Origin of the sequence: Alteromonas sp. V450, assembly GCF_001885075.1 — a bacterium.
Taxonomy (GTDB): Bacteria; Pseudomonadota; Gammaproteobacteria; order Enterobacterales; family Alteromonadaceae; genus Alteromonas.
Map to the genome: position 1 here is coordinate 3,413,004 of NZ_MODU01000004.1, position 22,501 is coordinate 3,435,504.

Annotated in this window: 27 protein-coding genes; 21 read left to right on the forward strand and 6 right to left on the reverse strand. The window is 43.5% G+C overall.

Features of this window, described 5'->3' with window-relative positions; all coding sequences use genetic code 11:
• Positions 1–142: 142 nt before the first annotated feature.
• From radC to BK026_RS15025, 5 genes are all read left to right on the forward strand, one after another.
• Positions 143–820 (forward strand): DNA repair protein RadC, encoded by a 678-nt coding sequence (gene radC / locus BK026_RS15005; protein ID WP_071816571.1) that lies wholly within the window; start codon positions 143–145, stop codon positions 818–820.
• A gap of 94 nt (positions 821–914) precedes the next feature.
• Positions 915–1,307 carry a hypothetical protein gene (locus BK026_RS15010; RefSeq protein WP_071816572.1) on the forward strand — a complete coding sequence of 131 codons (393 nt, stop codon included), beginning with the start codon at positions 915–917 and terminating at the stop codon, positions 1,305–1,307.
• A gap of 91 nt (positions 1,308–1,398) precedes the next feature.
• Positions 1,399–2,085, forward strand: coding sequence for a YjbF family lipoprotein (locus BK026_RS15015; RefSeq protein ID WP_071816573.1), 687 nt, complete (start codon positions 1,399–1,401; stop codon positions 2,083–2,085).
• 1 nt (position 2,086) lies between these two features.
• Entirely contained in the window at positions 2,087–2,836 is a 750-nt protein-coding gene (locus BK026_RS15020; RefSeq protein ID WP_071816574.1) for a capsule biosynthesis GfcC family protein, read from the forward strand.
• A complete protein-coding gene (locus tag BK026_RS15025; protein WP_071816575.1) occupies positions 2,833–4,935 on the forward strand; it encodes a YjbH domain-containing protein in 2,103 nt (700 codons plus the stop codon). The genes BK026_RS15020 and BK026_RS15025 overlap by 4 nt, the downstream gene beginning before the upstream one ends.
• 121 nt (positions 4,936–5,056) lie before the next feature.
• Here the strand turns inward: BK026_RS15025 and BK026_RS15030 are convergent, their stop codons facing one another.
• Positions 5,057–6,082 carry a CDP-glycerol glycerophosphotransferase family protein gene (locus tag BK026_RS15030; RefSeq protein WP_071816576.1) on the reverse strand — a complete coding sequence of 342 codons (1,026 nt, stop codon included), beginning with the start codon at positions 6,080–6,082 and terminating at the stop codon, positions 5,057–5,059.
• The gene (locus BK026_RS15035; RefSeq protein ID WP_071817699.1) at positions 6,079–6,477 is read right to left on the reverse strand and encodes an adenylyltransferase/cytidyltransferase family protein; all 399 of its coding nucleotides are present in this window, start codon (positions 6,475–6,477) and stop codon (positions 6,079–6,081) included. The genes BK026_RS15030 and BK026_RS15035 overlap by 4 nt, the downstream gene beginning before the upstream one ends.
• A 519-nt stretch (positions 6,478–6,996) precedes the next feature.
• On the opposite strand from BK026_RS15035, the gene rpmB reads away from it, so the two are divergent.
• The 4 genes from rpmB (at position 6,997) to mutM (ending at position 8,918) form a co-directional block, all read left to right on the forward strand.
• Positions 6,997–7,233 (forward strand): 50S ribosomal protein L28, encoded by a 237-nt coding sequence (gene rpmB, locus BK026_RS15040; protein ID WP_044055442.1) that lies wholly within the window; start codon positions 6,997–6,999, stop codon positions 7,231–7,233.
• Between the two features lie 11 nt (positions 7,234–7,244).
• The gene (gene rpmG, locus BK026_RS15045; protein ID WP_012516577.1) at positions 7,245–7,400 is read left to right on the forward strand and encodes a 50S ribosomal protein L33; all 156 of its coding nucleotides are present in this window, start codon (positions 7,245–7,247) and stop codon (positions 7,398–7,400) included.
• Between the two features lie 222 nt (positions 7,401–7,622).
• Positions 7,623–8,108 (forward strand): hypothetical protein, encoded by a 486-nt coding sequence (locus BK026_RS15050; protein WP_071816577.1) that lies wholly within the window; start codon positions 7,623–7,625, stop codon positions 8,106–8,108.
• Positions 8,109–8,918: a bifunctional DNA-formamidopyrimidine glycosylase/DNA-(apurinic or apyrimidinic site) lyase gene (gene mutM, locus BK026_RS15055; RefSeq protein WP_071816578.1), complete on the forward strand. Its 810-nt coding sequence runs from the start codon at positions 8,109–8,111 to the stop codon at positions 8,916–8,918.
• Positions 8,919–8,949: 31 nt separating this feature from the next.
• Here the strand turns inward: mutM and coaD are convergent, their stop codons facing one another.
• Both coaD and BK026_RS15065 read right to left on the reverse strand, forming a co-directional pair.
• The gene (gene coaD / locus BK026_RS15060) at positions 8,950–9,438 is read right to left on the reverse strand and encodes a pantetheine-phosphate adenylyltransferase (RefSeq protein WP_071816579.1); all 489 of its coding nucleotides are present in this window, start codon (positions 9,436–9,438) and stop codon (positions 8,950–8,952) included.
• A 76-nt stretch (positions 9,439–9,514) separates the two neighbouring features.
• A complete protein-coding gene (locus BK026_RS15065; RefSeq protein WP_071816580.1) occupies positions 9,515–10,237 on the reverse strand; it encodes a 3-deoxy-D-manno-octulosonic acid kinase in 723 nt (240 codons plus the stop codon).
• A gap of 72 nt (positions 10,238–10,309) precedes the next feature.
• On the opposite strand from BK026_RS15065, the gene BK026_RS15070 reads away from it, so the two are divergent.
• From BK026_RS15070 to glpG, 8 genes are all read left to right on the forward strand, one after another.
• Complete coding sequence (locus BK026_RS15070; RefSeq protein ID WP_256253839.1) at positions 10,310–11,344, forward strand: glycosyltransferase family 9 protein; 1,035 nt, start codon at positions 10,310–10,312, stop codon at positions 11,342–11,344.
• A gap of 80 nt (positions 11,345–11,424) precedes the next feature.
• Positions 11,425–11,895 (forward strand): hypothetical protein, encoded by a 471-nt coding sequence (locus BK026_RS15075; RefSeq protein ID WP_071816582.1) that lies wholly within the window; start codon positions 11,425–11,427, stop codon positions 11,893–11,895.
• Positions 11,895–13,064 carry a hypothetical protein gene (locus BK026_RS15080; RefSeq protein WP_071817700.1) on the forward strand — a complete coding sequence of 390 codons (1,170 nt, stop codon included), beginning with the start codon at positions 11,895–11,897 and terminating at the stop codon, positions 13,062–13,064. Before BK026_RS15075 ends, BK026_RS15080 begins: the two co-directional genes overlap by 1 nt.
• A gap of 9 nt (positions 13,065–13,073) precedes the next feature.
• The gene (locus BK026_RS15085) at positions 13,074–15,548 is read left to right on the forward strand and encodes an EAL domain-containing protein (protein ID WP_071816583.1); all 2,475 of its coding nucleotides are present in this window, start codon (positions 13,074–13,076) and stop codon (positions 15,546–15,548) included.
• Between the two features lie 184 nt (positions 15,549–15,732).
• On the forward strand, positions 15,733–16,929 hold the full coding sequence (locus BK026_RS15090; protein WP_071816584.1) for a glycine C-acetyltransferase: 1,197 nt from the start codon (positions 15,733–15,735) through the stop codon (positions 16,927–16,929).
• Positions 16,926–17,951: an L-threonine 3-dehydrogenase gene (tdh, locus tag BK026_RS15095; RefSeq protein WP_071816585.1), complete on the forward strand. Its 1,026-nt coding sequence runs from the start codon at positions 16,926–16,928 to the stop codon at positions 17,949–17,951. The genes BK026_RS15090 and tdh overlap by 4 nt, the downstream gene beginning before the upstream one ends.
• A complete protein-coding gene (gene glpE, locus BK026_RS15100; RefSeq protein WP_071816586.1) occupies positions 17,951–18,262 on the forward strand; it encodes a thiosulfate sulfurtransferase GlpE in 312 nt (103 codons plus the stop codon). Before tdh ends, glpE begins: the two co-directional genes overlap by 1 nt.
• Positions 18,263–18,264: 2 nt before the next feature.
• Positions 18,265–19,143 carry a rhomboid family intramembrane serine protease GlpG gene (gene glpG / locus BK026_RS15105; protein ID WP_071816587.1) on the forward strand — a complete coding sequence of 293 codons (879 nt, stop codon included), beginning with the start codon at positions 18,265–18,267 and terminating at the stop codon, positions 19,141–19,143.
• A gap of 12 nt (positions 19,144–19,155) precedes the next feature.
• Here glpG and BK026_RS15110 read toward each other — a convergent pair whose 3' ends face one another.
• A complete protein-coding gene (locus tag BK026_RS15110) occupies positions 19,156–19,572 on the reverse strand; it encodes a flagellar basal body-associated protein FliL (protein WP_071816588.1) in 417 nt (138 codons plus the stop codon).
• Between the two features lie 155 nt (positions 19,573–19,727).
• On the opposite strand from BK026_RS15110, the gene BK026_RS15115 reads away from it, so the two are divergent.
• The 4 genes from BK026_RS15115 (at position 19,728) to BK026_RS15130 (ending at position 22,064) form a co-directional block, all read left to right on the forward strand.
• A complete protein-coding gene (locus BK026_RS15115; RefSeq protein WP_083575179.1) occupies positions 19,728–20,282 on the forward strand; it encodes a chorismate lyase in 555 nt (184 codons plus the stop codon).
• A gap of 75 nt (positions 20,283–20,357) precedes the next feature.
• Positions 20,358–21,218 (forward strand): 4-hydroxybenzoate octaprenyltransferase, encoded by an 861-nt coding sequence (ubiA, locus tag BK026_RS15120; RefSeq protein ID WP_071816590.1) that lies wholly within the window; start codon positions 20,358–20,360, stop codon positions 21,216–21,218.
• A gap of 164 nt (positions 21,219–21,382) precedes the next feature.
• Positions 21,383–21,757 (forward strand): type II toxin-antitoxin system RelE/ParE family toxin, encoded by a 375-nt coding sequence (locus BK026_RS15125; protein WP_071816591.1) that lies wholly within the window; start codon positions 21,383–21,385, stop codon positions 21,755–21,757.
• A 1-nt stretch (position 21,758) separates the two neighbouring features.
• Positions 21,759–22,064 (forward strand): DNA-binding transcriptional regulator, encoded by a 306-nt coding sequence (locus BK026_RS15130; RefSeq protein WP_071816592.1) that lies wholly within the window; start codon positions 21,759–21,761, stop codon positions 22,062–22,064.
• A gap of 113 nt (positions 22,065–22,177) precedes the next feature.
• Here the strand turns inward: BK026_RS15130 and BK026_RS15135 are convergent, their stop codons facing one another.
• On the reverse strand, positions 22,178–22,429 hold the full coding sequence (locus tag BK026_RS15135) for an accessory factor UbiK family protein (RefSeq protein ID WP_014975278.1): 252 nt from the start codon (positions 22,427–22,429) through the stop codon (positions 22,178–22,180).
• Positions 22,430–22,501: the final 72 nt, after the last annotated feature.

Sequence of the window (22,501 nt, forward strand, 5' to 3'; positions counted from 1 at the left end):
AAGGTAAAAAATCGGATAGCTGAACAAAAGTTGGTGGTTAAGTTAACGTGTTCCTCACCAAATAAACCCGACTTAAATACAGTCGTATGTTCTGAGCGTTTCGCTTATAAAATTAGCAGTGCGGATGCTAGGAATATACATAATGTCAATAAAGGTATGGCCAAGAGGTGAGCAGCCTAGGGAAAAGCTGTTACAACGTGGCGCAGAATCGCTTAGCGATGCTGAACTGCTCGCCATTGTGCTTGGCAAAGGAATTAAAGGTAAATCTGCCGTATCGCTCGCTCATGAAATCTTGCTAGAGTTCGGTAGCCTTCGAGGCGTTGTTACCGCCTCATTGCAGTCACTGTCGAGCGTCAGCGGCGTCGGTTCATGCAAATACGCTCAGCTACAAGCAGCCTTTGAAATTTACAAGCGCAATTTAGAAATAAAACTAAGGCGGCAAGATGTGTTCAATAATGTCGCTGACACTAAACGTTTCCTACAGGCCAGATTAAGAGACTGTGAGCGTGAGCAATTTGGTTTACTGATGCTGGATAGCCAACATCAATTAATTGCTTTTCGAACGCTTTTTAACGGCACCATCAACAGTGCTGCGGTCTACCCAAGAGAGCTGATCCGCCAGGTTATGATCGATAACGCCGCGGCGATCATTTTGGTCCATAATCATCCCTCAGGCGTAGCAGAACCCAGTCATGCAGACATTCAGCTTACCGGGCAGATCCAAACAGCTATGCAGTCGATCGACGTTCCTGTTTTGGATCATTTTGTCGTAGGAGACAAAGAAACCATTTCATTTGCCCAGCGAGGCTTGTTAACATGAAAAAAGTGCGTTGTTTATCGATTATATTCTAGTCAAATAGTCGAAAATGATTTAGCATTAGATATTAGTGGGTAATTTTTTTTAAAGGACTGATATGAAAAAGTCGATTATAGCATTATGTGCACTAGCGCTCACAGCTGGCGTAAACGCACAATCTAATGATGAAAAAACAGGCGGAATGCTTGTTGGTGGTGAAGGTTTCACAAACCTAGAGCTTATGGGTACCGGCGCAGCTGCTGCCTTAATCGGCGTTGCTATCGTCAATAATAACCGTTCATCTTCAGGTGGTACTGGTCCTGTTGATCCGGTGGATCCAGTAGATCCAGTAGATCCAGTTGAACCTACATGTGAAGGCGATGACGAATTAGTTGATGACGTATGTGTTGGTACAACAAACACAGTTACCGTTACTACATCTGGCACAGGCACAGCAACAACAACCATTACTGTACCTGTTACGTTTACTTACGCACCGACTGTTCAGTAAACATTAACGAATACGAAAAAGCCGCTTTTAATAGCGGCTTTTTTATTTTTTAGTAGTCATTATTTGTTTAAGTTTTTGTCGGCGAATTTTAATGAAATCACATTTTTTACTAGCCTTAATAGGTATAGTAACGCTTTTCATCTCTAGTTGTTCCACTACAACAGTTTCCTACTATAACTCACTTAAATTTGTATTTTCAGATAACTCTGTACGCTATACGATTGAACAGATCCAAAATAGCCAAGCAGATCTTATGCAAATAAGAGCGGGCGACCGTGACGCAGCGTCATTGGCACTTGCTTATATTGATGGCGACAAATATCGATGGGTATCGGGTGACAAAGTCATCTTTACCATGCATCACGGGGTGATAATTAGAACTGAAGGTCTTAATAACGACCTGCATTATACCGGAAACTTGCAGTTCAACCCGTTATCATCAGACAAGCAGCTAAGATTTGATTGGAAACGCCAAATTGATTTACACGGCGTTGGGTACGGAATACCCGTCAACTCTTCTTGGAGGATTGTTGGTGAGGAAACCTTGTCATATTCAGATATGTCACTACCCGTTATTAAAATTGTTGAAAATATAACGTTTTCAGATCTTACTCCGTTTATTGATACCGGCCTGGAATGGCAAAATACTTATCTACTCCATAGGAATACAAAGCAGCTGCTTGCGTCTACGCAAAAATTTAATCCTAAAGGGGACACGTACGAAATGCTTTATTTAAGTCGTATTGTGCGTCAGTTGAATAAGGAAGGTGCGCTGTAATATGAAGTACTTATTCTCTATTTTTCTTGTGGTTTTGTGCCTTTTTTCTTACAACGTGAGTGCGCAGGACGAAAAGGTAACCATTCTGCTAAACAAGCAAACATATCAGTTTGGCCAGCCGGTGCGGCTGTCTGACGTATTATCGATTGTTGCAGACAGCGGCGAATGGTATTGGCCCAGTTCGGCAGTTTATAATTTACAAGACACTACAGCGCAACAGAAAAAAGAAGGTGTTGTATCAGAGATAAAAGCGTTACTTGCTCACTATGATAGCGACTCAGACACTTATCGAGCACTTCAAAATTTGCTTAAGCAAGTCTCATCTTGGACAGTTTCAACCAGGGTAAGTATGCCAATTTCTTACAATCGGGCACGCTTGTTTTTTGAACACAATCCTATGTTTCAACCTGGAAAGTATTGGGTAAGGCTAAACAGCAGACCAAACGTGGTCCATTTTTCAGGTGCTGTGGTTAAACCGGGGGCTTACCAACATAGCAGCGATACATCGATGTACTCTGTTGTTCACGGTGTAGAGAAAATGAGCGATGCTGATAGAAGTTATGTCTTCATAATCGACCCTATGGGAAATATAGAAAAAAAAGGTGCGGCATATTGGAATGTGGATTTTTCACAGATCATGCCTGGTAGTCAGGTTTTTGTTCCGCTATTACCTGAATTATTTAGCAGCAAACTCGACGTTCTCAATGAGCATGTTGCCGAATTAGCAGTACACAGGGTTCTTCCTCAATGAGTGCACTATTTTTGACGAAAAAAACATCGCTTGCGTTGGTAATTGGTAGCGTTTTATCTTCCCATGCCTTTGCAGATACGACGTTGCGAGTAAAACCTTCGCAAATGGTTCAAGGTGGAAACGGATTAATCCAGACACCAACAGCGCGTATGCGTGAAGAAGGTGACATCGCGATTAACTATTCAGACAACGGAGAGTATCGCTTTTGGACCGTTAATCTACAGCTTTATGATTGGATGGAAGCGACCGCGCGTTATACCGATGTTAGAACGAGACTGTATAGCCAGGTAGAGTCTTTTAGCGGTGATCAAACACTTAAAGATAAAGGGCTCGACGTAAAATTTAGGTTGTGGAAAGAAAGTTACTATTTACCTGATATTAGCGTCGGCTTTCGAGATTTTGGTGGTACAGGCTTTTTCGAGAGTGAATACGTTAATGCCAGTAAATCAGTCGGGCCATTTGACTTTCATTTAGGTTTAGGCTGGGGCTATTTAGGCACACACGATGATATAAGCAACCCATTTTGCGAATTGAAAGAGAGCTTCTGTGAACGCCCAGGTGGCTTTTCTGGTCGAGGTGGTAAAGTTGACTATGACCAGTTCTTTAAAGGGACAGCAGCCTTCTTTGGCGGTATTGAATATCAAACCCCATGGGAGCCACTAACGCTGAAGCTTGAGTTAGAGGGTAACGATTATTCTCGAGACCGTGCCGGTAGGCTTGAGCAAGATTCTAGGTGGAATTTTGGCGCGGTTTATCGATATAACAATTTTAACTTTAGCCTCAACTATCAGCGCGGCAACACCATTGGCTTTGGCGTAACATATCGATTCAACATGCACACTGTTTCTCAAGTCAAAATAAGTGAGAAACCAAAAAGTTTAATGGGCAGAAATGCACCTGAAAACGTCGAAGATGTAAATAAATCACGACTATATAACGCATTTTATAAAAACAGCGGATTTACTCTGTTTGACGCCGAAATAAATGAGAAAGAAGCGGTTTTCTACGGCTCTCAGGTAGCGTATCGAGATGAAGATGAAGCAATTCAGAGGGTAGGCAGGCTAGCCGCTTCTGAGCTTCCTGACAGCGTAGAGACATACCACGTTGTTGAGACAGCCGGTGGCTTACCTATGGTCGATACTCAGATAGATGCTAAAGCATTTATTGCGGCCGCTAGATATGAATCTATCGATGCTGATATAAAAGACACATACGTAAGAACATCGCCGTCAGACGAGATTAAGGACGCTTATGATCCTGCTAATAGCTCAGGTCTATTTTACAGCGCTGATTTTTTCTGGACACAGTCATTCGGAAACCCTGAAGAGTTCTATCTTTATCAAACGGGGTTCGTGTTAAACAGCGGGTGGTCGTTTAACGAAAATTTTGCGTTGATAGGCAGTGCTCGGGTAACGCTGTTGGATAACTTTGATAAGTTTAATTACTTAGTTGACGGTGAAGACGTTACGCTTCCTCGGGTAAGAACTCGCGTGCGTGAATATGTTTCAGACAACGATATCTGGTTAGATACCGGTTTCTTACATTTCAAAGACGACGTATCAGACAATATTTTTGGGCAGGTATATGCTGGTTATTTAGAAACTATGTTTGCCGGTATCGGTGGTGAACTACTCTATCGTCCTGTGGACAGTAACATTGCTTACGGAATCGATTTAAATTACGTAAAACAACGTGACCCATACAGCCAACTTGCGTTAGAAGATTACAACACGTTAACTGGGCATGCCAGCGTATATTGGCAACCAGAATTCTTAGATGACACCTTGCTTACAGTTAGCGCTGGGCAATTTTTGGCAAAGGACAAAGGCGTAAACATAGATTTTGCTAAACGCTTTGACAGCGGTATTGTGGTGGGTGCCTATGCGGCATTTACCGACGTGTCATCTGCGGAGTATGGTGAAGGAAGCTTTACTAAAGGGTTTTACATTTCCATACCAACAGACCTGTTTATTGCTGAGCCGACTAAAGGGCGCGGAGTTTTCCCTTGGGTGCCTATCTCTAGGGACGGCGGACAAATGTTGCGTAGGCCAGCTCGTTTAATTGATGAAACGGAAGTTCGGGCGCCATTCTTCGACTAATAAGCCGAGAGTTTTTGCCTGTAAGACGTAAAAAAGGGAGCATGCTGCTCCCTTTTTAACATTTAGCTATGACTAACGCATGTTAGCGTTAGTGGTATGTTTTTGCAGTAAAGCTAGCGCACTAAATGCTCCAGTAGCCCAACTGCTTACGCAGCTTCAAATTTCTAAACCAGTTAATGGGTTTCGTATTTACCTGCTGACGTGGGAAATGTGCAATTTCTTCTAGTGTCGCCTGCAACACGCGCCTTGCGGATTTGCCGTCGTTATAAGGGTGCATTTCATTGCAGTAGGCGTTTATTTTGTCTTTTAAGTCAGCTTCCATCATTAGCGCCTGATTTACGCCAGCCTCTAACGCATTAACGTTATCTATATTTATCAACACATCTTCAGGCTGCGCATTTTTATACGTTACAACAGGCTTACGCATGAGCAGAAACTCAGTTATCGCCGATGATGTGTCCGAGATCATGACATCACCTTCTTGCAACAGTGGAGAAATACACGATCCCTCTACCACGGTTAACTTAGGGTGCTGCGCTTGCCGATACCGCATGACCGTTTCTTTGTCCATTTTGGGGTGAAACTTTATTTTCCATTGCCAATCGTGTTTCTGGCTAAGGGCGACGATACTGTCAAACAGTATAGGTGCAGACGTTAAGCTAGGTGAGAATGTGGGGGCATAAACAATAACCGGTGTATCACTTTTACTTGTTCCAGTATCAGGTTGACTGAACACATAGTCCAACTTGGGCCAGCCCGTTTCCCTTACGGTAAAGTGTGGATGCTGAACGCTGAGTTCTTTAAACTTTCTCGTAAAAAAAGGGCCTTGTGTGCAGTAAAGGTCGAAACAGCCGCGGATCCTAAAGTGTCCCTTCTTTTTCCACTCAAATCCGTGAAAAAGCTGTACTTTGAGTCCTGGCAAGAATGATGGAACAAGGTTGCCCGGTAGAAAGGTGGCATCTGGATTATATTTTATGGCGTCGCGAATAGAAGGTAATACCTCTTCACCCTCGCAAAACAGCGTCCTATTGACCTCGTTTCCCTGCACGAACCACTTTACTTCATGTCCATCCTCAAGCATAACTTTGGATAAAGGACGAAGAATTTCGAAAGAATAGTTTTGAGATAAATAAAGCAGAAATCTCATGTATGTACTTCCTTGATTATTTCAATAATCTCGGTTGTTGAAATAGAGGGGGTTCGCGGCAAATAAACGACGTCACAAATATCTTTGAATTCATCGAATTTACCTTCCCAATCATTCCCCATGACAAGAACATCGGCTTTATGTTGAAGGATGTATTCTCGCTTTAGTTCAAGCGATTCCTCTTTGAATACGTCATCAACAAAACGTAGCGAAGTCAGCAATTCGAGGCGACTTTGGTAGGGATAAACCGGACAGCGGCCTTTTTTATTTAAGTTTAACTCGTCAGAAGAGAGGCCCACTGTCAGATGATCGCCGTGTGATCTGGCACGATTTAAAATTCTAATGTGTCCAACATGTAACACATCAAAAGTGCCGAAAGTAATAATTCGTCGCAATGTAACACCTTTTATTATAAGTAAAGTTATGGGCAATTCGCGAACTGAACGTTTTGTCAGTATTATTTAATAATGACATTTGTCAGAGGATGTCATATACCATTTGCAGGTTTTACTGCACAGGCTATTGTGCTTTTTCTTTTTGCAGGCTATTTGCCAATCTATCTAAAGCGCATGCAAAACTGTCGTGACCTAGATATTTAAAGTCCAGATCGCATTCACGCTAAACAGCATTTTTGTTTGAGTATATCGCTGCTACATAAAAATGTAACAGAGTTTACAATTGAAACACTACGACAAAAGGCAAAATTTTTGGGACGAAATTGTGTGTAGAGCAAAAATTAACCTTTAAAAAGAGGTAAAAGTCACCTTTTTGTACTTTCTTATTGAAATGATCCTGCCTTTGCTGTATAAAATGCGCCCTCTAATTTATAGTAATACGTCATTTGACCCAACCACTAGTTTGAGCGCTTGGGATTGACTGACGAGACAGTTATCGTTGTTCTGGAGACAAATACAATGTCAAGAGTATGCCAAGTAACAGGTAAGCGTCCAACGGTTGGTAATAACCGTTCACACGCAAGAAATGCGACTCGTCGTCGCTTTTTGCCAAACCTTCAAACACACCGTTTTTGGGTTGAGAGCGAAAACCGTTTTGTAAAACTACGTTTGTCTGCTAAAGGCATGCGTATCATCGATAAAAAAGGTATTGATTCAGTACTAACTGATATCCGTGCCCGTGGTGAGAAAATCTAAGGAAGCCGACAATGCGTGATAAAATTAAACTAGTTTCTTCAGCAGGTACAGGTTTCTTCTACACTACTGATAAGAACAAGCGTAACATGCCTGGCAAAATGGAGATCAAAAAATATGATCCCGTTGTGCGTAAGCACGTTATGTTCAAAGAGGCCAAAATCAAGTAATTAGCTTGCTTTTGTCTCCACGAAAACCCGGCTTTTGCCGGGTTTTTTGCGTTAAAGGATAAGCTTCTGTACAGCCCTCAACGGTGCGTCTCTTGTGGGCAAGTTCTATCGCTCTGCTATTAATTAGCTAATCAAACGCTAAGCGTTTACTATATTGATCTCTGTCGCTTTATAGAAAGTGCAGCGCTTAACCAATATTGACAACAAAACGGTAATTAATTAGTGGCTAGACTATCTCAACGGGCAATGAATAACGTAGTTATAATCGCTATGTTGCTGATGATAGGGCTGTTTAACCTCGACAGCTTGGTGCCTAAAAAAACGGTCGTTCAGTCGCGTTCATTGCTGCCGCAAAATGCGTATGTTTTAAAAATTGAACAAGATCAATTTAGATTAGAGCGTACTGGACAGCAATGGCGGCAAAAAGGAGCAAATTCTGTTTTAACGGTAACGCCTCAACAGCAGCACCTAGAATGGCTTCAGGCAAGCTTAGTACCCGCTACTTCAGTGCCTGCCAATTTGCACTCTGAAGCGGCGCAAGGCCCCATTGAGCAGCCATATATAGTGGTGGTCTGGCTTGCAGGGAATTCAAACGGGCTTGTGTATGCTTTCTATCCTAACACGCAGCCTACCTTAGTGAAGTTTGACAATAATTGGTACGAGCTGTCAGATGCAACGCTCAATGTCTTACTGCCGTGGAACGAGTAAATGCCAGAACTACCAGAAGTTGAAGTAAGTCGCTTAGGCGTATCGCCTTTTTTACTGAATAATACGATTAAAAATGTTGTTGTACGTGAGCGCAGAATGCGCTGGCCTATTCCTGACGAAGTATCGTTGGTAGAAGGGGAAACCGTAACGTCTGTCACACGTCGAGCGAAGTATTTACTTATTCATACCCGTGCTGGCACTTTGGTGTTGCATCTAGGGATGTCTGGAAAATTACGGGTGATTGACGCTAATACGCCAGTGGTAAAGCATGACCATGTCGATATTGTACTCACTACAGGCAAATGTTTGCGTTTAAACGACCCTAGACGCTTTGGTGCGGTGCTATTTCAAGCTCCCAATACATCGCTGGCACTTTTAGATAACTTGGGCCCAGAGCCATTAACAGGCGATTTTGACCACAAACGTTTGTTCACGTTATCTCGAAATAGAAAAGGGCCGGTGAAAAACTTTATTATGGACAATGCCATTGTTGTGGGCGTAGGCAATATATACGCTAACGAAGCGCTGTTTCTGTCAGGAATCGATCCAAGGCGAGCCGCAGGTAACATTAGCGAAGCGCGCTATAAAAAACTGGCAGACAATATCAAGCATGTACTGGCGAAGGCAATCGAGCGGGGCGGAACTACTCTGAAAGACTTTGCACAAACCGACGGCAAACCGGGGTACTTTGCTCAGCACTTAAATGTTTATGGCCGCAAAGGAGAGCCCTGTGAAGTTTGTGGTAACGCAATTCAAAGCAAGGTGATTGGGCAGCGAAACACGTTTTTCTGTGTTCACTGCCAGCGTTGATAAAGGGGCGGTCGCTTATCTGATGTGCAAACTAGTCTTTTTGACTCAGTCTATCTTTAAGGGCTTGCTCAACAACAGGGTGACAAAAACCGCTAACGGCTCCTCTGTGTAGCGCCACCTCTTTTACCAGTGTAGAAGATATGAATGAGTTTTCTTCTGCAGGCGTGAGAAACACACTTTCCAGTTTAGGGTTAAGTCGACGGTTCATATTAGCCAGTTGAAACTCATATTCAAAGTCAGATACGGCGCGTAACCCGCGAATAAGAATGGTAGCATTTTGTTGATCGGCAAAATCAGCAAGCAACCCGGTGAAGCCGACTACTTCAACGTTTGGTAAGTCTGCAGTCACTTTCTTAATCATTGCCACTCGCTCTTCAAGGGTAAAAAGCGGCTTCTTACTGGGGTTAGAAGCAATAGCAACGATAACATGGGAAAACAATTGAGAGGCACGCTCAATGAGGTCAGCATGACCATTCGTAATAGGGTCGAATGTGCCAGGGTATAGTGCTCTTGTGTGCATAATGTCTTATCTTTTGTTGTATTGAGCGCCAGTGTTATGCGCTAATAAAATTACGCGTGTTTTACAATGTATCATACTACCGAACTTCGCTTCGATAGCCAGCAATACAGTGTTTCCACTCACTTTCGTCCCAGTAAAAAACGGGGTTTTTGTTTTTTTCTTTTTTAAGTGAACGCAATAACCGGTTTAGGTTACTCTGTTTCCAACTGTTGCCCTTTCGCTTGTGGCATCTGTCGAAATCAATAAGCCAAATGTGCCGGTTTCGGTCCATCATGATATTGCGAATATTCGCATCGTGATGATAAACCTGACAGTTGTGCATAGCCGCTAGTGCCTTACCCACATTATGCCAGTCGTCTTTTGAAAGCGCTTGGCGACAAAGCATGTGATGCAAGTCATTGCTGTCTGGAATATTTTGTGTAATTAAATCGCCACGATAAATAATGCCTTGACGATGTATGCGCGCAGCCACTGGTGTTGGAACTAGAAGGCCTTGTTCACGCATCATTTTAAGTAATCTAAATTCTTCAAAAGGTCTTGAGCGCGCCACGCCTAAAAACAGATATTGGTCACTGAGTAGCTTCCCAACTAAGCCGCCTCGCTTAAAGTGACGAAGTACCCAATGGTGTTGTTCGTGCTGTATAAAAATGGTCGTACCGCGGCCTTGCGCTTGACCTGTAATTTTGTTTTGAAACTGCCAAAACTCAGGGCTAAACGTATCTACGCTGGGTTCGCTGATCAACGCATCGTCAAAAATAAAATGATGACCTGCACCAATGTCTCGTCGTATTGTCGCCATGTTGCCCGCAAGTTATGGTAAATTTCACATTCTAATGATTTATTTTGGTTTTTCAGCAACGAGAGAGCTTCTGTGGGAAAAAAGATTTGTTTAATGCGTTTATCGGCCATTGGCGATGTATGCCATGCGGTGGCGATGGTAACTCGAATACAAACACATTGGCCTGATGCTGAAATAACCTGGGTCATCGGAAAAATTGAATATCAATTAGTGAAACTTATCCCTAATGTGCGCTTTATTATTTTTGATAAATCGCAGGGTAAAGCTGCGGTAGACGCCTTAAAAAGTGCTGTTAAAGGCGAAACATTCGATGCATTGCTTATGATGCAGGTTGCACTGCGGGCAAATCTGGCATCAAGGGTGATAAAAGCAAAACAACGTATCGGTTTTGATTGGCAACGCAGTAAAGAGTTGCACTGGTTGTTTGCCAATAAACGAATTAACCCCACCAAACATGCTCATGTGTTGGAAGGCTTTATGGATTTTGCCGACGCATTAGGTGTGCCTGTTTCACAAGAAATAACATGGAATATTCCCGTTGCAGACGAAGATTTAGCCTGGGCCGAGCAGCACGCCTCGCGTTTGGGCAACTTTGTTGTTATTTCACCAGCTGCCAGCAAAGCCGAGCGAAATTGGTTGCCAGAGCGATACGCAAGTATTGCTGACCATATCCATCAAATGGGAACCAACGTAATAATATGCGGCGGCCCGGGCGAGCTTGACCGCAAAACGGCAGATGCAATAAAAGCGTGCGTCTCTTTTGAAATTGAAGATTTTACTGGGAAAACATCGTTACACCAGTTACTGTCTTTATTGAAGCAAGCACAATTAGTTATTGCTCCTGACACGGGCCCGGCACATATGGCGACAACAGTAGGCACACCTGTAATAGGTTTGTATGCACATTCTAACCCAAGGCGAACCGGCCCTTATCATTCTCTAAGCAGCGTCGTTTCGGTTTATGATGAATGCATACAGGAGCAAAAAGGTAAGCCGTGGCATGAGTTGCCGTGGGGAATACGCGCTAAAGGGGCCAACCTAATGGAAAACATTTCTGTTGAGATGGTGCAGCATGAAGTGGCGTCACTTTTAGCACAATTACCTTAAATGTAAGGTAATTCTTTTAACTATTATCTACACTTATCAAAGCCAAGTGTACCTCTGCTTTAACAGGGAGTTGTTATTCAATGAAAAAGCCCGCGCTGCGTTGGCTGACTGCTATTCCTAAATCACACTTTTTGCCAACGGTATTACTTTTTGGGTTACTGCCGTTCTTGTTTGTGCAAAATGCGTTTGCCGCCAATCTACATGTAATGGTGAACGAGAGCGTGATGATAAGTGAGCTTAACAGAACGGATCTTCGTCAAATATTCACAGGGCATCGACAGTATTGGCAAGATGGCCGCAAAATTTCAGTTTTTGTTCTGCAAGACGACGACGTGCTTCACAAAGAGTTTTGTCGTGAAATATTGCATATGTTTCCCTACCAACTTTCACGGCTTTGGGATCAAATTACTTTCTCAGGTCAAGGGGTTACGCCTGTACGGGTATCTTCCTATCAAGCACTAATCGAGGCGCTGGAAAGTACGGAAGGGGCCATTGGATACGTTGAAAAAAACGACATTGTTAAGTTGAGACGTGTAGAGGTGAGCGAATGATGAAAAGGATGCTTTTAGTGGCTCTGTATGCACTTTGTAACGTGGTGAATGCATCGGATTTTTCTTGGCACGGATACGTTTCTCAAGGTGTGGCGCAATCATCGGGCAGTCAATTTATTACTGACGGTAATGAAATTACCGGAGAGCTTACAGAAGTAGGCATTAATGGCTATTACCAATTGACTGAAAATATCTCTGTTGCTGGGCAAGTTAACTATCTTGATGGCGGGAACCGGTTTGAGCAAGGAACACGTCTAGATTACCTATTTATCGATTGGTCGCTGCCTACATTGCCGGGAAATTGGAAGGGACAAGTTCACTTAGGTCGTTTTAAAAATCGTCATTGGCTCTACTCTGTCACGCGGGATGTCCCACAAACGCGCTACACTTCTGTACTGCCTCAATCTGTATACTTCGATGGATTTCGTGATGTCGCGCTTGGCAGTAATGGCCTACAGGCAAGTTTTTCACATTTTGGTAGAAAAAGTATTTGGGAAGTAAATTGGAGCTATGGTCGTTCAAATATTAACGAATCTCAACGAGAATTTCTGTTAGGTGAAGATGCTAAAGGCAAAATAAAACAAGATTACGTGCATCAAGCCTCGGTTTTTTGGCAACCAGCGACAATGAATTGGAAGCTTGGTTTTAGTTGGCTTGATTCTGATTTTGTATATCGTCCCGCTGAACAGGACAATAGGCTTAGTGGTGGAGCGAATATCGAAAGGTTGATGCTATCGGGGCAATACTATGCTGAGAACTGGGAATTGTCAGGTGAATTAGTACGCGAGATCCAAGACAGTTTTGGTCTCTTTGCTCCCGAGTTTACAGAGAAGCGAAGAGGTGAAGGGGGGTTCGTACAGGCGCGGTATATTTTCAACAATGAGCTCAGTGGTTTGGTGGGGTACGATACCTATATAAACAATGTTGCCGACCGAAACGGTAAGCAATTAGAGGCGCTGTCTGGCGGTACTATTCCTGCGTATTTTGGTTATCAAGATACAGTAACTATTGGCGTTCGTTGGGACATTGCGCCGAAATGGCGCTTGCAAGGCGAATACCATTGGGTAGAGGGGGCAACTCGAGTGGTAAGCCTACTCAATCGAAATATTGCGTCACATACTGACAAGCACTGGGAAATGTGGTCTGTTCAATTAATGTATTGGTTTTAGGCTATATTGATGAGAGTAAAAGTATCGTTCACCACAAAAACTATTGCGATTTTGCTCGCTATGGTGCTAACGGTTTCTATCATTATCTCGGCCGTTTTGATAAAAGAGTCGGAAGCGCGTGTGCTGCTTCAACAGCGGGAAAACCAAATTAGCCACCAACGACGGGTTCAACTGTTCGAAGAAATTCTTCACAGCCGAATGATCACGCTAATCGATATTATTAGTCATCAAGGTAGCGGAAACATTGTCGACTTAAAGCGGTTACAACAGTCGCTAGACAATCTAAAAGAATATTTGACGCTCAATTTTCAAGTAGATGAGCTGATGATAATTGATGAAAATGGGGTGTGGAACGATGCTGCCCATGTGATGTCACCACAAGTTGAAAAATTAGTTAACAGCACTCGTAATACATTTGAAAGCCGCTCGGTACTGTCTTGCGCCGATACGTGTACGCATTACATCTCTATTCCTGTTATGGCTTCGTCAGAAATTCCACCGGTAGTGGTGGTATCTACCTCAATGCGAGAATTACTCTATTTGTTTAGTAGAGCTACCGATGTGCATAACGTTGCTATTGTTCAAAGTACATTAGCCGTCGACGATACACCGAAACTATCCATTGCAAGCCAACTTTCAGCGGCAAATCGGCAATACTTAAAAGCATTGTTAGATGCCTTTCCTAACAAATGGCGCATTGATGATTTAGTCATAAAAGGGATGAACATTCCCCTTGAAGAAAAACAGCTACTGGTAAGTTTGTTACCTTTTGACCACGTGCTAGGCGATCAGGCCTTTTTGTTGATTGTTCAGGATGTATCTGCAATGGTCAAACAGAAAGAGCAATATCAAATCATTGTTATTTCTACCGCCGTTGCACTGTTTTTTATCTTTTCATCGTTGTTGTATTTATTTTTAAATCAATACAAATCCAGGCTTTTGGATATAAGTGAGCGCTTACCAATGTTGGCGCAGCATAAGTTTTCCGAGTTTTATGCGATAACGGCCAGGCAGCGTAAAGCACCGGTTTTTCGCCTTACCGACGAGCTTGATGTTGTTGAAGATGCGGCGAATAATTTGGCAAGGCAACTGGAAAATTTTGACGGGCAGATGGCAATCAATACCGCAAAATTAGAAAAAATGGCAATGTTTGATGTGCTCACAGGCTTGCCAAATAGAAACATGCTCACGTTTCAAATAGAGAAGCAGTTAGCCAGTTCAATGCGTGACGATCACCTAGTGGCACTGATGTTTATGGACCTTGATGACTTTAAAAAAGTCAACGACAGTCACGGGCATGATGTAGGCGACAAATTATTAAAAGCGGCCGCCATGCGAATATCAAGACCTATTCGGGAATCTGATATTGCATCTCGCTTTGGCGGTGACGAATTTGTAGTTTTACTTACAAATATTGAAGATAAGAGCCATGTAGATACGGTTGCCCGTAAAATTTTAAGTGAGTTTGTTGACCCAATTATCGTAGACGGTATTACGTTTTACGTGTCTATTAGCATTGGTATTGCTATTTCAAGCCATTCACGGGCTACGCCCGTTGAACTACTGCGACATGCTGATATTGCAATGTACGAAGCGAAAGCGAAGGAAGGTGCAGAATATCGTGTGTACGACGCAACAATGAATTTAAAAGTAATGCAAAAAGTGGAACTAGAGTCAGAAGCTAGGGAAGCGCTAAGAGACAACCAATTTAGCTTAGCGCTACAGCCACAGATAGCGCTGAAAACGGGAAAGCTTATCGGCTTTGAAGCGTTATTGCGGTGGAAGCACCCTATAAAAGGGCATATATCGCCCGCGAATTTTATTCCACTGCTTGAGAAAACATCTTTTATGCTTGAGCTTGATTATTGGGTAATCGCACGCTCAACCTACCTTCTTAGTGAACTTAGAAATAGCGGTTTCGGCGATGTGAAGATGGCGATTAATTTGTCTGCTGGGCAATTTTTAGATCCCTCTCTCCCTGAATTTTTAAACCAGCAGATTAAAAAAAATGGCGTAGCGCCAGCGCAGATATGTTTAGAGCTTACAGAGACGGTATTGGTATCAGATATTAAACGAGCAACAGAGATAATGCGTACTATTCGCGATATGGGCTGCATGATAGCTATTGATGACTTTGGTACTGGTTATTCCTCTTTGAGCTATTTAAAGTCAATGCCCGCTGATTTTATCAAAATAGATCGCTCCTTTGTTGCGAACATAGAAAGCAGCGCAGATGATAGAAATATTGTGCATTCAACAATTTCAATGGTGCGAAACATGGGTATGCAGGTGGTAGCAGAAGGAATAGAAACCCAAGCGCAATACGAGCTGCTTTGTCACTTTTCTTGCGACATTGGTCAGGGGTATTTATTGAGTAGACCCATTCCCGAAGCAGATATCTGGCACGTTTTGCAAGACAAGATGAGTAATGGTTACTGGCAAGACGCCGTAGCAAGTGCTTTCCAAAAAAATTTGTTTGAGTAATTAGTGCTTTTACTCTGCGATGCTAAAAAAACGTACTGCACAGGCCAGCGCCCTCGCAATACCGACTGTGCCGATAAATTTACAAATTTAGTCTTACAACCCGTTAAAACCAGCGCAATAAAGTGTACCCTTCAGCGGGCTTTCATTACACTAGCGGTTTTTATACCTTGACTCGGAGAATGGCATGTCTGCGGCATTTATTTCTCATTTGCAAACGCAAATTGAAGCTACTAAACAAGATGGCTTGTACAAAAAAGAGCGCGTGATCACATCACAACAACAGGCTGATATCGATGTCGCCAATGGCGACCACGTTATCAACTTTTGCGCAAACAATTATCTTGGGTTGGCGAACAATGAAAGCCTTATTGAAGCAGCGAAGCAAGGCTTAGACACTCACGGTTTCGGTGTGGCGTCGGTACGCTTTATTTGTGGAACGCAAGACATCCATAAACAACTCGAGTCATCAATAAGCGACTTCTTAGGCACGGAAGACACAATTTTGTATCCGTCATGCTTTGACGCCAACGGCGGTTTGTTTGAAACGTTGTTAGGCCCAGAAGACGCCATCATTTCCGATGCCCTTAATCATGCGAGTATCATTGACGGGGTACGTTTAAGTAAAGCGAAGCGTTATCGCTACGCTAATAACGACATGGTGGCATTGGAAGCGCAGTTAAAGCAAGCAGATGCTGACGGCGCACGCTTTAAAATTATTGCCACCGACGGTGTATTTTCAATGGACGGTGTAATTGCTGACCTGGCGTCAATCTGCGATCTGGCGGACAAATATAACGCCATGGTGATGGTTGACGATTGCCACGCTACAGGTTTTTTGGGTGAAAATGGTAAAGGTAGCCATGAATATTGCGGGGTTATGGGGCGAGTAGACATTATTACCGGTACATTGGGTAAAGCCCTAGGCGGTGCGTCAGGTGGTTACACGTCAGGTAAAAAAGAAGTTGTAGAATGGCTGCGCCAGCGTTCGCGTCCTTACCTTTTCTCAAACTCTGTTGCGCCACCTATTGTTTCAGCGTCTCTTAAAGTGTTTGAAATGATGAAAGAAGGCGACGAGTTACGCGCTAACTTATGGCGGAACGCCAATCATTTCCGCAAGCGTATGGAAGAGGCAGGCTTTACCCTTGCAGGTAAAGATCACGCAATTATTCCGGTGATGCTTGGCGACGCTCGTTTAGCCAGCGAAATGGCCGATAAGCTTTTAGAAAAAGGCATTTACGTTATCGGCTTCTCATACCCAGTTGTACCAAAGGGCCAAGCGCGTATTCGTACGCAAATGTCAGCAGGCCACAGCCTTGCGCACGTTGATAAAGCTATTGACGCATTTATTGAAGTGGGCCGTGAAATGGGAGTTATCTCATGAAATCGCTAGTTAAAGCGAAAGCAGAAAAAGGCATTTGGTTGCAAGACACGCCCAAGCCTGAAGTAGGTCACAATGACCTACTTATTAAAATTCGCAAAACCGCCATATGTGGCACTGATATGCATATCTACAACTGGGACGAGTGGTCGCAAAATACCATTCCAGTACCTATGGTAGTAGGCCACGAGTACGTGGGCGAAGTTGTGGGTATGGGACAAGAAGTAAAAGGCTTTCAGATTGGCGACCGCGTATCGGGTGAAGGGCATATTACCTGTGGCCACTGCCGTAATTGCCGTGCTGGACGTGTGCACTTATGCCGCAACACCGAAGGTGTGGGTGTAAACCGCCCTGGGGCCTTTGCAGAATACTTAGTTATTCCCGCATTCAATGCATTTAAAATTCCGGACAATATCAGCGACGACCTCGCGTCTATCTTTGACCCGTTTGGAAACGCCGTGCATACCGCGCTGAGTTTTGATCTGGTTGGTGAAGATGTGCTTATTACCGGGGCGGGGCCAATTGGAATTATGGCTGCGGCGGTGGCTAAGCACGTAGGTGCCCGTCATGTAGTGGTTACCGACATAAATCCTTATCGTTTAGAGCTTGCAAAGAAAATGGGGGCTACTCGCGCCGTTGACGTAAGCAAAGAAGATTTGAAAGACGTAATGAACGAACTTGGCATGACAGAAGGCTTTGACGTAGGGCTAGAAATGTCTGGCGTGCCGGTAGCCTTTAGAGACATGCTGAACAAAATGAACCATGGCGGTAAAATTGCCATGCTGGGTATTCCGCCGCAGGACGTGGCTATCGACTGGAACCAGGTTATCTTCAAAGGTTTAGTGATAAAAGGTATTTACGGTCGAGAAATGTTTGAAACTTGGTATAAAATGGCTAGCCTACTGCAAAGCGGTTTAGACCTTTCGCCCATTATCACACATACCTTTTCTATTGATGACTTTCAAAAAGGGTTTGATACCATGGGTTCAGGACAATCAGGTAAAGTTATTCTGGACTGGCAATAATGACAACATTTTCACACATTAGCGTAAACGACGTAGCAAACTTTGAAGGCGATGTCGCAATAGTAGACATTCGCGATCCGCAGTCGTTTGCTAATGGCCATATGCCCAACGCAGCGCCGCTAAACAATGATAATTTTGCGGCGTTTTTAGAACAAACACCCAAGTCGACACCCGTTGTGGTAGTGTGCTATCACGGTGTAAGCAGTCAACAGGCGGCGCAAGTAATAGCCCAGCAAGGCTTTGAGAGTGTTTACAGTATGGACGGCGGATTTGAAGCATGGCGTCAGGCAAACCCGGTAGTAACTGATTAACAATGGCGCATCCGCTTATTGCGTTTAATCAGCAAAACGCTGCATATTTGCTCGCAAACTATCTAACCAGTCAGCACATCCCTGCTGACGTGGTTATCAACAGTGAAGAGCGCAATACAAACAATGAGTTTATTGTTGTGCTTCAACATGCTGAACATGTTGATAACGCTAAGATCATCGCTGAAGATTTTTTGGCAAACCCAACTAACCCAAAATATCAGCAAGCCGCTTGGGACAGCGGCAAAAAAGTGAAGCTTTCTTCAACTAGCAGTACTTTTTCTTTTAACACCGTAATAAGCAATGCGATTAAAGCACCATTTACATCGGTTGTTTTTCTGCTTTGTGCGTTGGTTTACGGTTTATCTCTATTGGGCCTGTTTAGCCCAATAGCGCAGCAATTACTGATGCAGCCATTTTCTACGTTGGCGCAAAACCATGAGTGGTGGCGTTTGCTTGGCCCTGCCTTTATACACTTTTCAGTGCTTCACATTGTATTCAATTTACTGTGGTGGTGTATGCTGGGCGCCAAAATAGAACGCACATTAGGGGTGAGCATGCTATTGCTGGTGTTCATTGTGTCGGCAGTGGTTTCAAATGCAGCGCAAGCGCTGTTTAGTACACCGGTGCAAGGCGACCTATTTTTATTCGGTGGACTGTCGGGTGTAGTCTATGCAGTAATGGGCTTTGTTTGGTGGCTTGGTTGGTTGCGGCCTACCTGGGGCCTGTCGCTTCCTAACTCAATAGTGGGTTTTATGCTGGTGTGGCTGGTACTGGGTTATGCCGATATTCTATGGGTAAATATGGCTAATGCCGCGCACACAGCAGGCCTTGTGTGTGGGTGCATTCTAGCGGGTGTTGTAAACCTAGCGGCCAAGCGTTAGAAAGGCGTGCAATCAGCCGCCTTGGTATAAATACTTAGTAAATATCACATTTTTAATTACTTCGCCGCCAGTCTCTTGCTTCATGTGGTCTTGAAGTGCCTTTAAAATTGCCCGTCTGATATCTTCGCGGCCCGTTAGCGACTTTACCTTTTCTGCGGGTTGTTGCCCAAAAATTTCTATGGCAGTTGAGCGCAACAATGGCATGTGGTGCTCGGCAATTTCTAGTTGGCCAACGTCGTGTATCATTAACTCCATCTGTACTCTTACGTACCCCAGTTTTTTCGCGCTGTCGCTAATGTAGTTCGTCACAATTTCAGGTTCTAAGCCTAAATATGCGTAGTTTGCTTGCTCTTGCGCATGCAACGCGCTTGCGCTTCCAAAAACTAAGCAAGTTATTGCTAAGCAACGTAAAAATAAAGTCTTAAGCATGGAGTAAACCAAATCGTAAAAGTTATGACGTCTGTACCGTAGTGTAGCAAAACTTCTTTTAAACGCACTACTGCAAAAGTAGAACCACTGAAAATTGTTAGGTGATTGGCGAACCGTGTTATGATACTAACAGTTTAATAATGCGAGTTTTTCATGTGAGTTTTACTGCCACCTTTCCAGTGGGATTACCTGTAAATTGGCACGGGCCAGACGACATCTTGATAGATGATGCGCAGTTGAAAAATTGGCTACTCGATACCGGTTCGCTAACAGAAAGGGTGCAAGCGTCTTGTCAGCATTTTGCATTACAGCTGTTAGGCCAGCAGACACAAGTGCCTCATCCAAGTGAGCAATCACTATTATTCGCCAATGGTGACACTCGTTATCAGGCGCGAGAAATACTGTTGTGTGGTGACGGTACGCCATGGGTATTTGCACGCTCTATTATCCCTCAAGCGTTTGTTGATGCAGAACTTTCTGAGTTAGGTAATGAGCCGTTAGGAAAGCGTCTATTCAATGATGCCAGATTTAAACGCTCAGCGTTTCAATTATGCCAGTTGTCAGCTTCAGCGTTTGGCTATAACACATCGCATACTTTGTGGGGGCGACGCTCGTTGTTTACATTAGACAATTACAGCATGATAGTGGCTGAAGTGTTTCTGCCTGAAGCGCCGGCTTACTGTGCAATGAAAAACGCAAAAGCAAGCTGATAATAAATCGGGCTGTAATGTGCAAAGCGGTTGTAAATACGCAAAATTTCTTACTAATTCTATGTGAAATAAGCTATGAAGCATAATTGGAACGCATACGCGCGATTAATGCGCTTAGACAAACCGGTTGGCATATATTTATTATTATGGCCTACGCTGTGGGCGCTGCTTATGGCGGCGCAAGGTTTGCCGTCATTAGGCATTACTTTAATTTTCGTAGCGGGTGTAATTGTTATGCGTTCGGCTGGTTGTGTAATTAACGACTATGCTGACAGAAAAGTAGATGGTAGCGTAAAGCGCACCGCTCAGCGCCCTTTAGCAACTAAAGAAGTGTCGGCGAAACAAGCACTTCAGCTATTTGGTGTACTCATCGCCATCGCTTTTATACTGGTGCTTTTCCTCAACTGGCAAACTATTGCGCTGTCGGTAATTGCGCTACTGCTTGCTGCAAGCTATCCCTTCATGAAGCGCTATACCCACTTGCCGCAGGTGGTATTGGGTGCGGCATTTGGTTGGGCCATTCCCATGGCTTTTATGGCCGTACTAGAAACTGTACCAACGTACGCTTGGTGGTTGTTTATTGCTAACTTACTATGGACCGTAGCGTACGACACCATGTACGCCATGGTAGACCGCGACGACGATTTGCAAATAGGCGTTAAGTCTACCGCTATACTGTTCGGCAAAAACGACGTATTAATTGTGATGTTGTTGCAAGCCTTGGCGCTAACTATTCTGTGGTGCATAGGCTTAACCATCAACGCGACCTGGCCTTACTACATAGCGGTGCTATTTTCTGCTTTGCTATGTGTGCGCCAATATCAACTTATTAAACGCCGCCAGCGTGAAGGCTGTTTCACCGCGTTTATTGAAAACCACTACATTGGTTTAGCCATTACGCTTGGTACGGCGCTGCATTTTTATTTGGTAAGGTAAAACTTACCAACAGCACACTTCAACCTGTACCAATGTCCCCTTATAACTGAATTATAGCCAGTCTAAAGTATTTACTAGTTTTTATAGGCACGAGCTTTACTCACTAAATGTATTTAAAACTCGTGCACAAAGTATGCTACTAAGTGTTATACTTTAGGTGTCGAATGGAATCTATACGCATATATAAATTGAAGTGGTTCAAGAGGTGGGCGAGTAAGGAAGGTTTATCAGACAGCTTGCTAAAATTAGCAATTGCAGAGATGCAACAGGGATTAGTTGACGCCGATTTAGGTGCAAACGTATATAAAAAGCGAGTACCTCTTTTGGGGCAGGGCAAAAGTAGAAGTTTAAGAACCCTCATAGCTTTTCAAGTGGATAATAAAGCCTTTTTTATTTACGGTTTTTCCAAAAGCACCCGCTCTAACGTTAGTGTTAAAGAGTTGAAGTCTTTAAAACTCTTAGCTAAAGAGCTACTGAACTACAGCGAGGAAAAGCTTAAGAAAGCTATTGATTCAGGTAGTATTGAAGAGGTGAGATAACATGAAAGAAAGCATTTTAGATGTAGTACATAGTACTGCAAAAGACTTGAGCGAAGCCGGAGTAATGGATAAGCAGACTATGCATAAGTTTGATGCATTATGTTTACCCAAACTCAAGCAATATGATGGACAGCGGATAAAAGCAATCCGTGAAAAAGCAAGAGTAAGCCAAGCTGTTTTTGCTGCCTATTTAAATATCACGCCATCTACAATCAAGCAGTGGGAGCAGGGGAACAAAAAGCCTCGAGGTACTTCTTTAAAGCTTCTGAGTCTTGTTGAGCAGAAAGGTTTAGAGATCTTGATGTAACGTTTTCTTTGTTCTGTGCTTTTGCAAAGACAGAAGAGCATTTTTTAATTTATCGGTTTCAATAAAAAAACGCCATAAAGGCGCTTTTTGTGGTTTCTATAAGCTGTGAATAGCTACTTTTCTGCTAGCTTTGCTTCAAGCTCTGCAATGCGGCTTTCCATTGCGTCTAGCTTTTCGCGAGTACGAATAAGCACTTGGCTTTGAATATCGAACTCTTCACGAGTTACTAAATCTAGCTTAGACAGCTGCGACTGCAATACTGCCTTTACTCGACCTTCGGCTTCTTCAGCCATGTTTTTAACGCCAGGTGGTACGGCATCAGCAATTTGTTTCGCTAAATCTTCGAGTTTCTTCGGATCCAACATGGAATTCCCTTATAATGCGCAGCTCAAAATGTGAAAGCTATTCTATCGGTATCGACACGACATGCAATGAAA

Excerpts from the sequence above, each read along its gene's own strand:
- BK026_RS15110 (WP_071816588.1), bottom strand. The coding sequence starts at position 19,572 with ATGCTTAAGACTTTATTTTTACGTTGCTTAGCAATAACTTGCTTAGTT.
- coaD (WP_071816579.1), bottom strand. The coding sequence starts at position 9,438 with ATGCACACAAGAGCACTATACCCTGGCACATTCGACCCTATTACGAAT.
- radC (WP_071816571.1), top strand. The coding sequence starts at position 143 with ATGTCAATAAAGGTATGGCCAAGAGGTGAGCAGCCTAGGGAAAAGCTG.
- tdh (WP_071816585.1), top strand. The coding sequence starts at position 16,926 with ATGAAATCGCTAGTTAAAGCGAAAGCAGAAAAAGGCATTTGGTTGCAA.
- BK026_RS15015 (WP_071816573.1), top strand. The coding sequence starts at position 1,399 with ATGAAATCACATTTTTTACTAGCCTTAATAGGTATAGTAACGCTTTTC.
- BK026_RS15010 (WP_071816572.1), top strand. The coding sequence starts at position 915 with ATGAAAAAGTCGATTATAGCATTATGTGCACTAGCGCTCACAGCTGGC.
- glpG (WP_071816587.1), top strand. The coding sequence starts at position 18,265 with ATGGCGCATCCGCTTATTGCGTTTAATCAGCAAAACGCTGCATATTTG.
- BK026_RS15030 (WP_071816576.1), bottom strand. The coding sequence starts at position 6,082 with ATGAGATTTCTGCTTTATTTATCTCAAAACTATTCTTTCGAAATTCTT.
- BK026_RS15085 (WP_071816583.1), top strand. The coding sequence starts at position 13,074 with ATGAGAGTAAAAGTATCGTTCACCACAAAAACTATTGCGATTTTGCTC.
- BK026_RS15090 (WP_071816584.1), top strand. The coding sequence starts at position 15,733 with ATGTCTGCGGCATTTATTTCTCATTTGCAAACGCAAATTGAAGCTACT.
- rpmB (WP_044055442.1), top strand. The coding sequence starts at position 6,997 with ATGTCAAGAGTATGCCAAGTAACAGGTAAGCGTCCAACGGTTGGTAAT.
- BK026_RS15020 (WP_071816574.1), top strand. The coding sequence starts at position 2,087 with ATGAAGTACTTATTCTCTATTTTTCTTGTGGTTTTGTGCCTTTTTTCT.
- ubiA (WP_071816590.1), top strand. The coding sequence starts at position 20,358 with ATGAAGCATAATTGGAACGCATACGCGCGATTAATGCGCTTAGACAAA.
- BK026_RS15080 (WP_071817700.1), top strand. The coding sequence starts at position 11,895 with ATGAAAAGGATGCTTTTAGTGGCTCTGTATGCACTTTGTAACGTGGTG.
- mutM (WP_071816578.1), top strand. The coding sequence starts at position 8,109 with ATGCCAGAACTACCAGAAGTTGAAGTAAGTCGCTTAGGCGTATCGCCT.
- BK026_RS15075 (WP_071816582.1), top strand. The coding sequence starts at position 11,425 with ATGAAAAAGCCCGCGCTGCGTTGGCTGACTGCTATTCCTAAATCACAC.
- BK026_RS15135 (WP_014975278.1), bottom strand. The coding sequence starts at position 22,429 with ATGTTGGATCCGAAGAAACTCGAAGATTTAGCGAAACAAATTGCTGAT.
- BK026_RS15125 (WP_071816591.1), top strand. The coding sequence starts at position 21,383 with ATGGAATCTATACGCATATATAAATTGAAGTGGTTCAAGAGGTGGGCG.
- BK026_RS15130 (WP_071816592.1), top strand. The coding sequence starts at position 21,759 with ATGAAAGAAAGCATTTTAGATGTAGTACATAGTACTGCAAAAGACTTG.
- rpmG (WP_012516577.1), top strand. The coding sequence starts at position 7,245 with ATGCGTGATAAAATTAAACTAGTTTCTTCAGCAGGTACAGGTTTCTTC.
- BK026_RS15065 (WP_071816580.1), bottom strand. The coding sequence starts at position 10,237 with ATGGCGACAATACGACGAGACATTGGTGCAGGTCATCATTTTATTTTT.
- glpE (WP_071816586.1), top strand. The coding sequence starts at position 17,951 with ATGACAACATTTTCACACATTAGCGTAAACGACGTAGCAAACTTTGAA.
- BK026_RS15025 (WP_071816575.1), top strand. The coding sequence starts at position 2,833 with ATGAGTGCACTATTTTTGACGAAAAAAACATCGCTTGCGTTGGTAATT.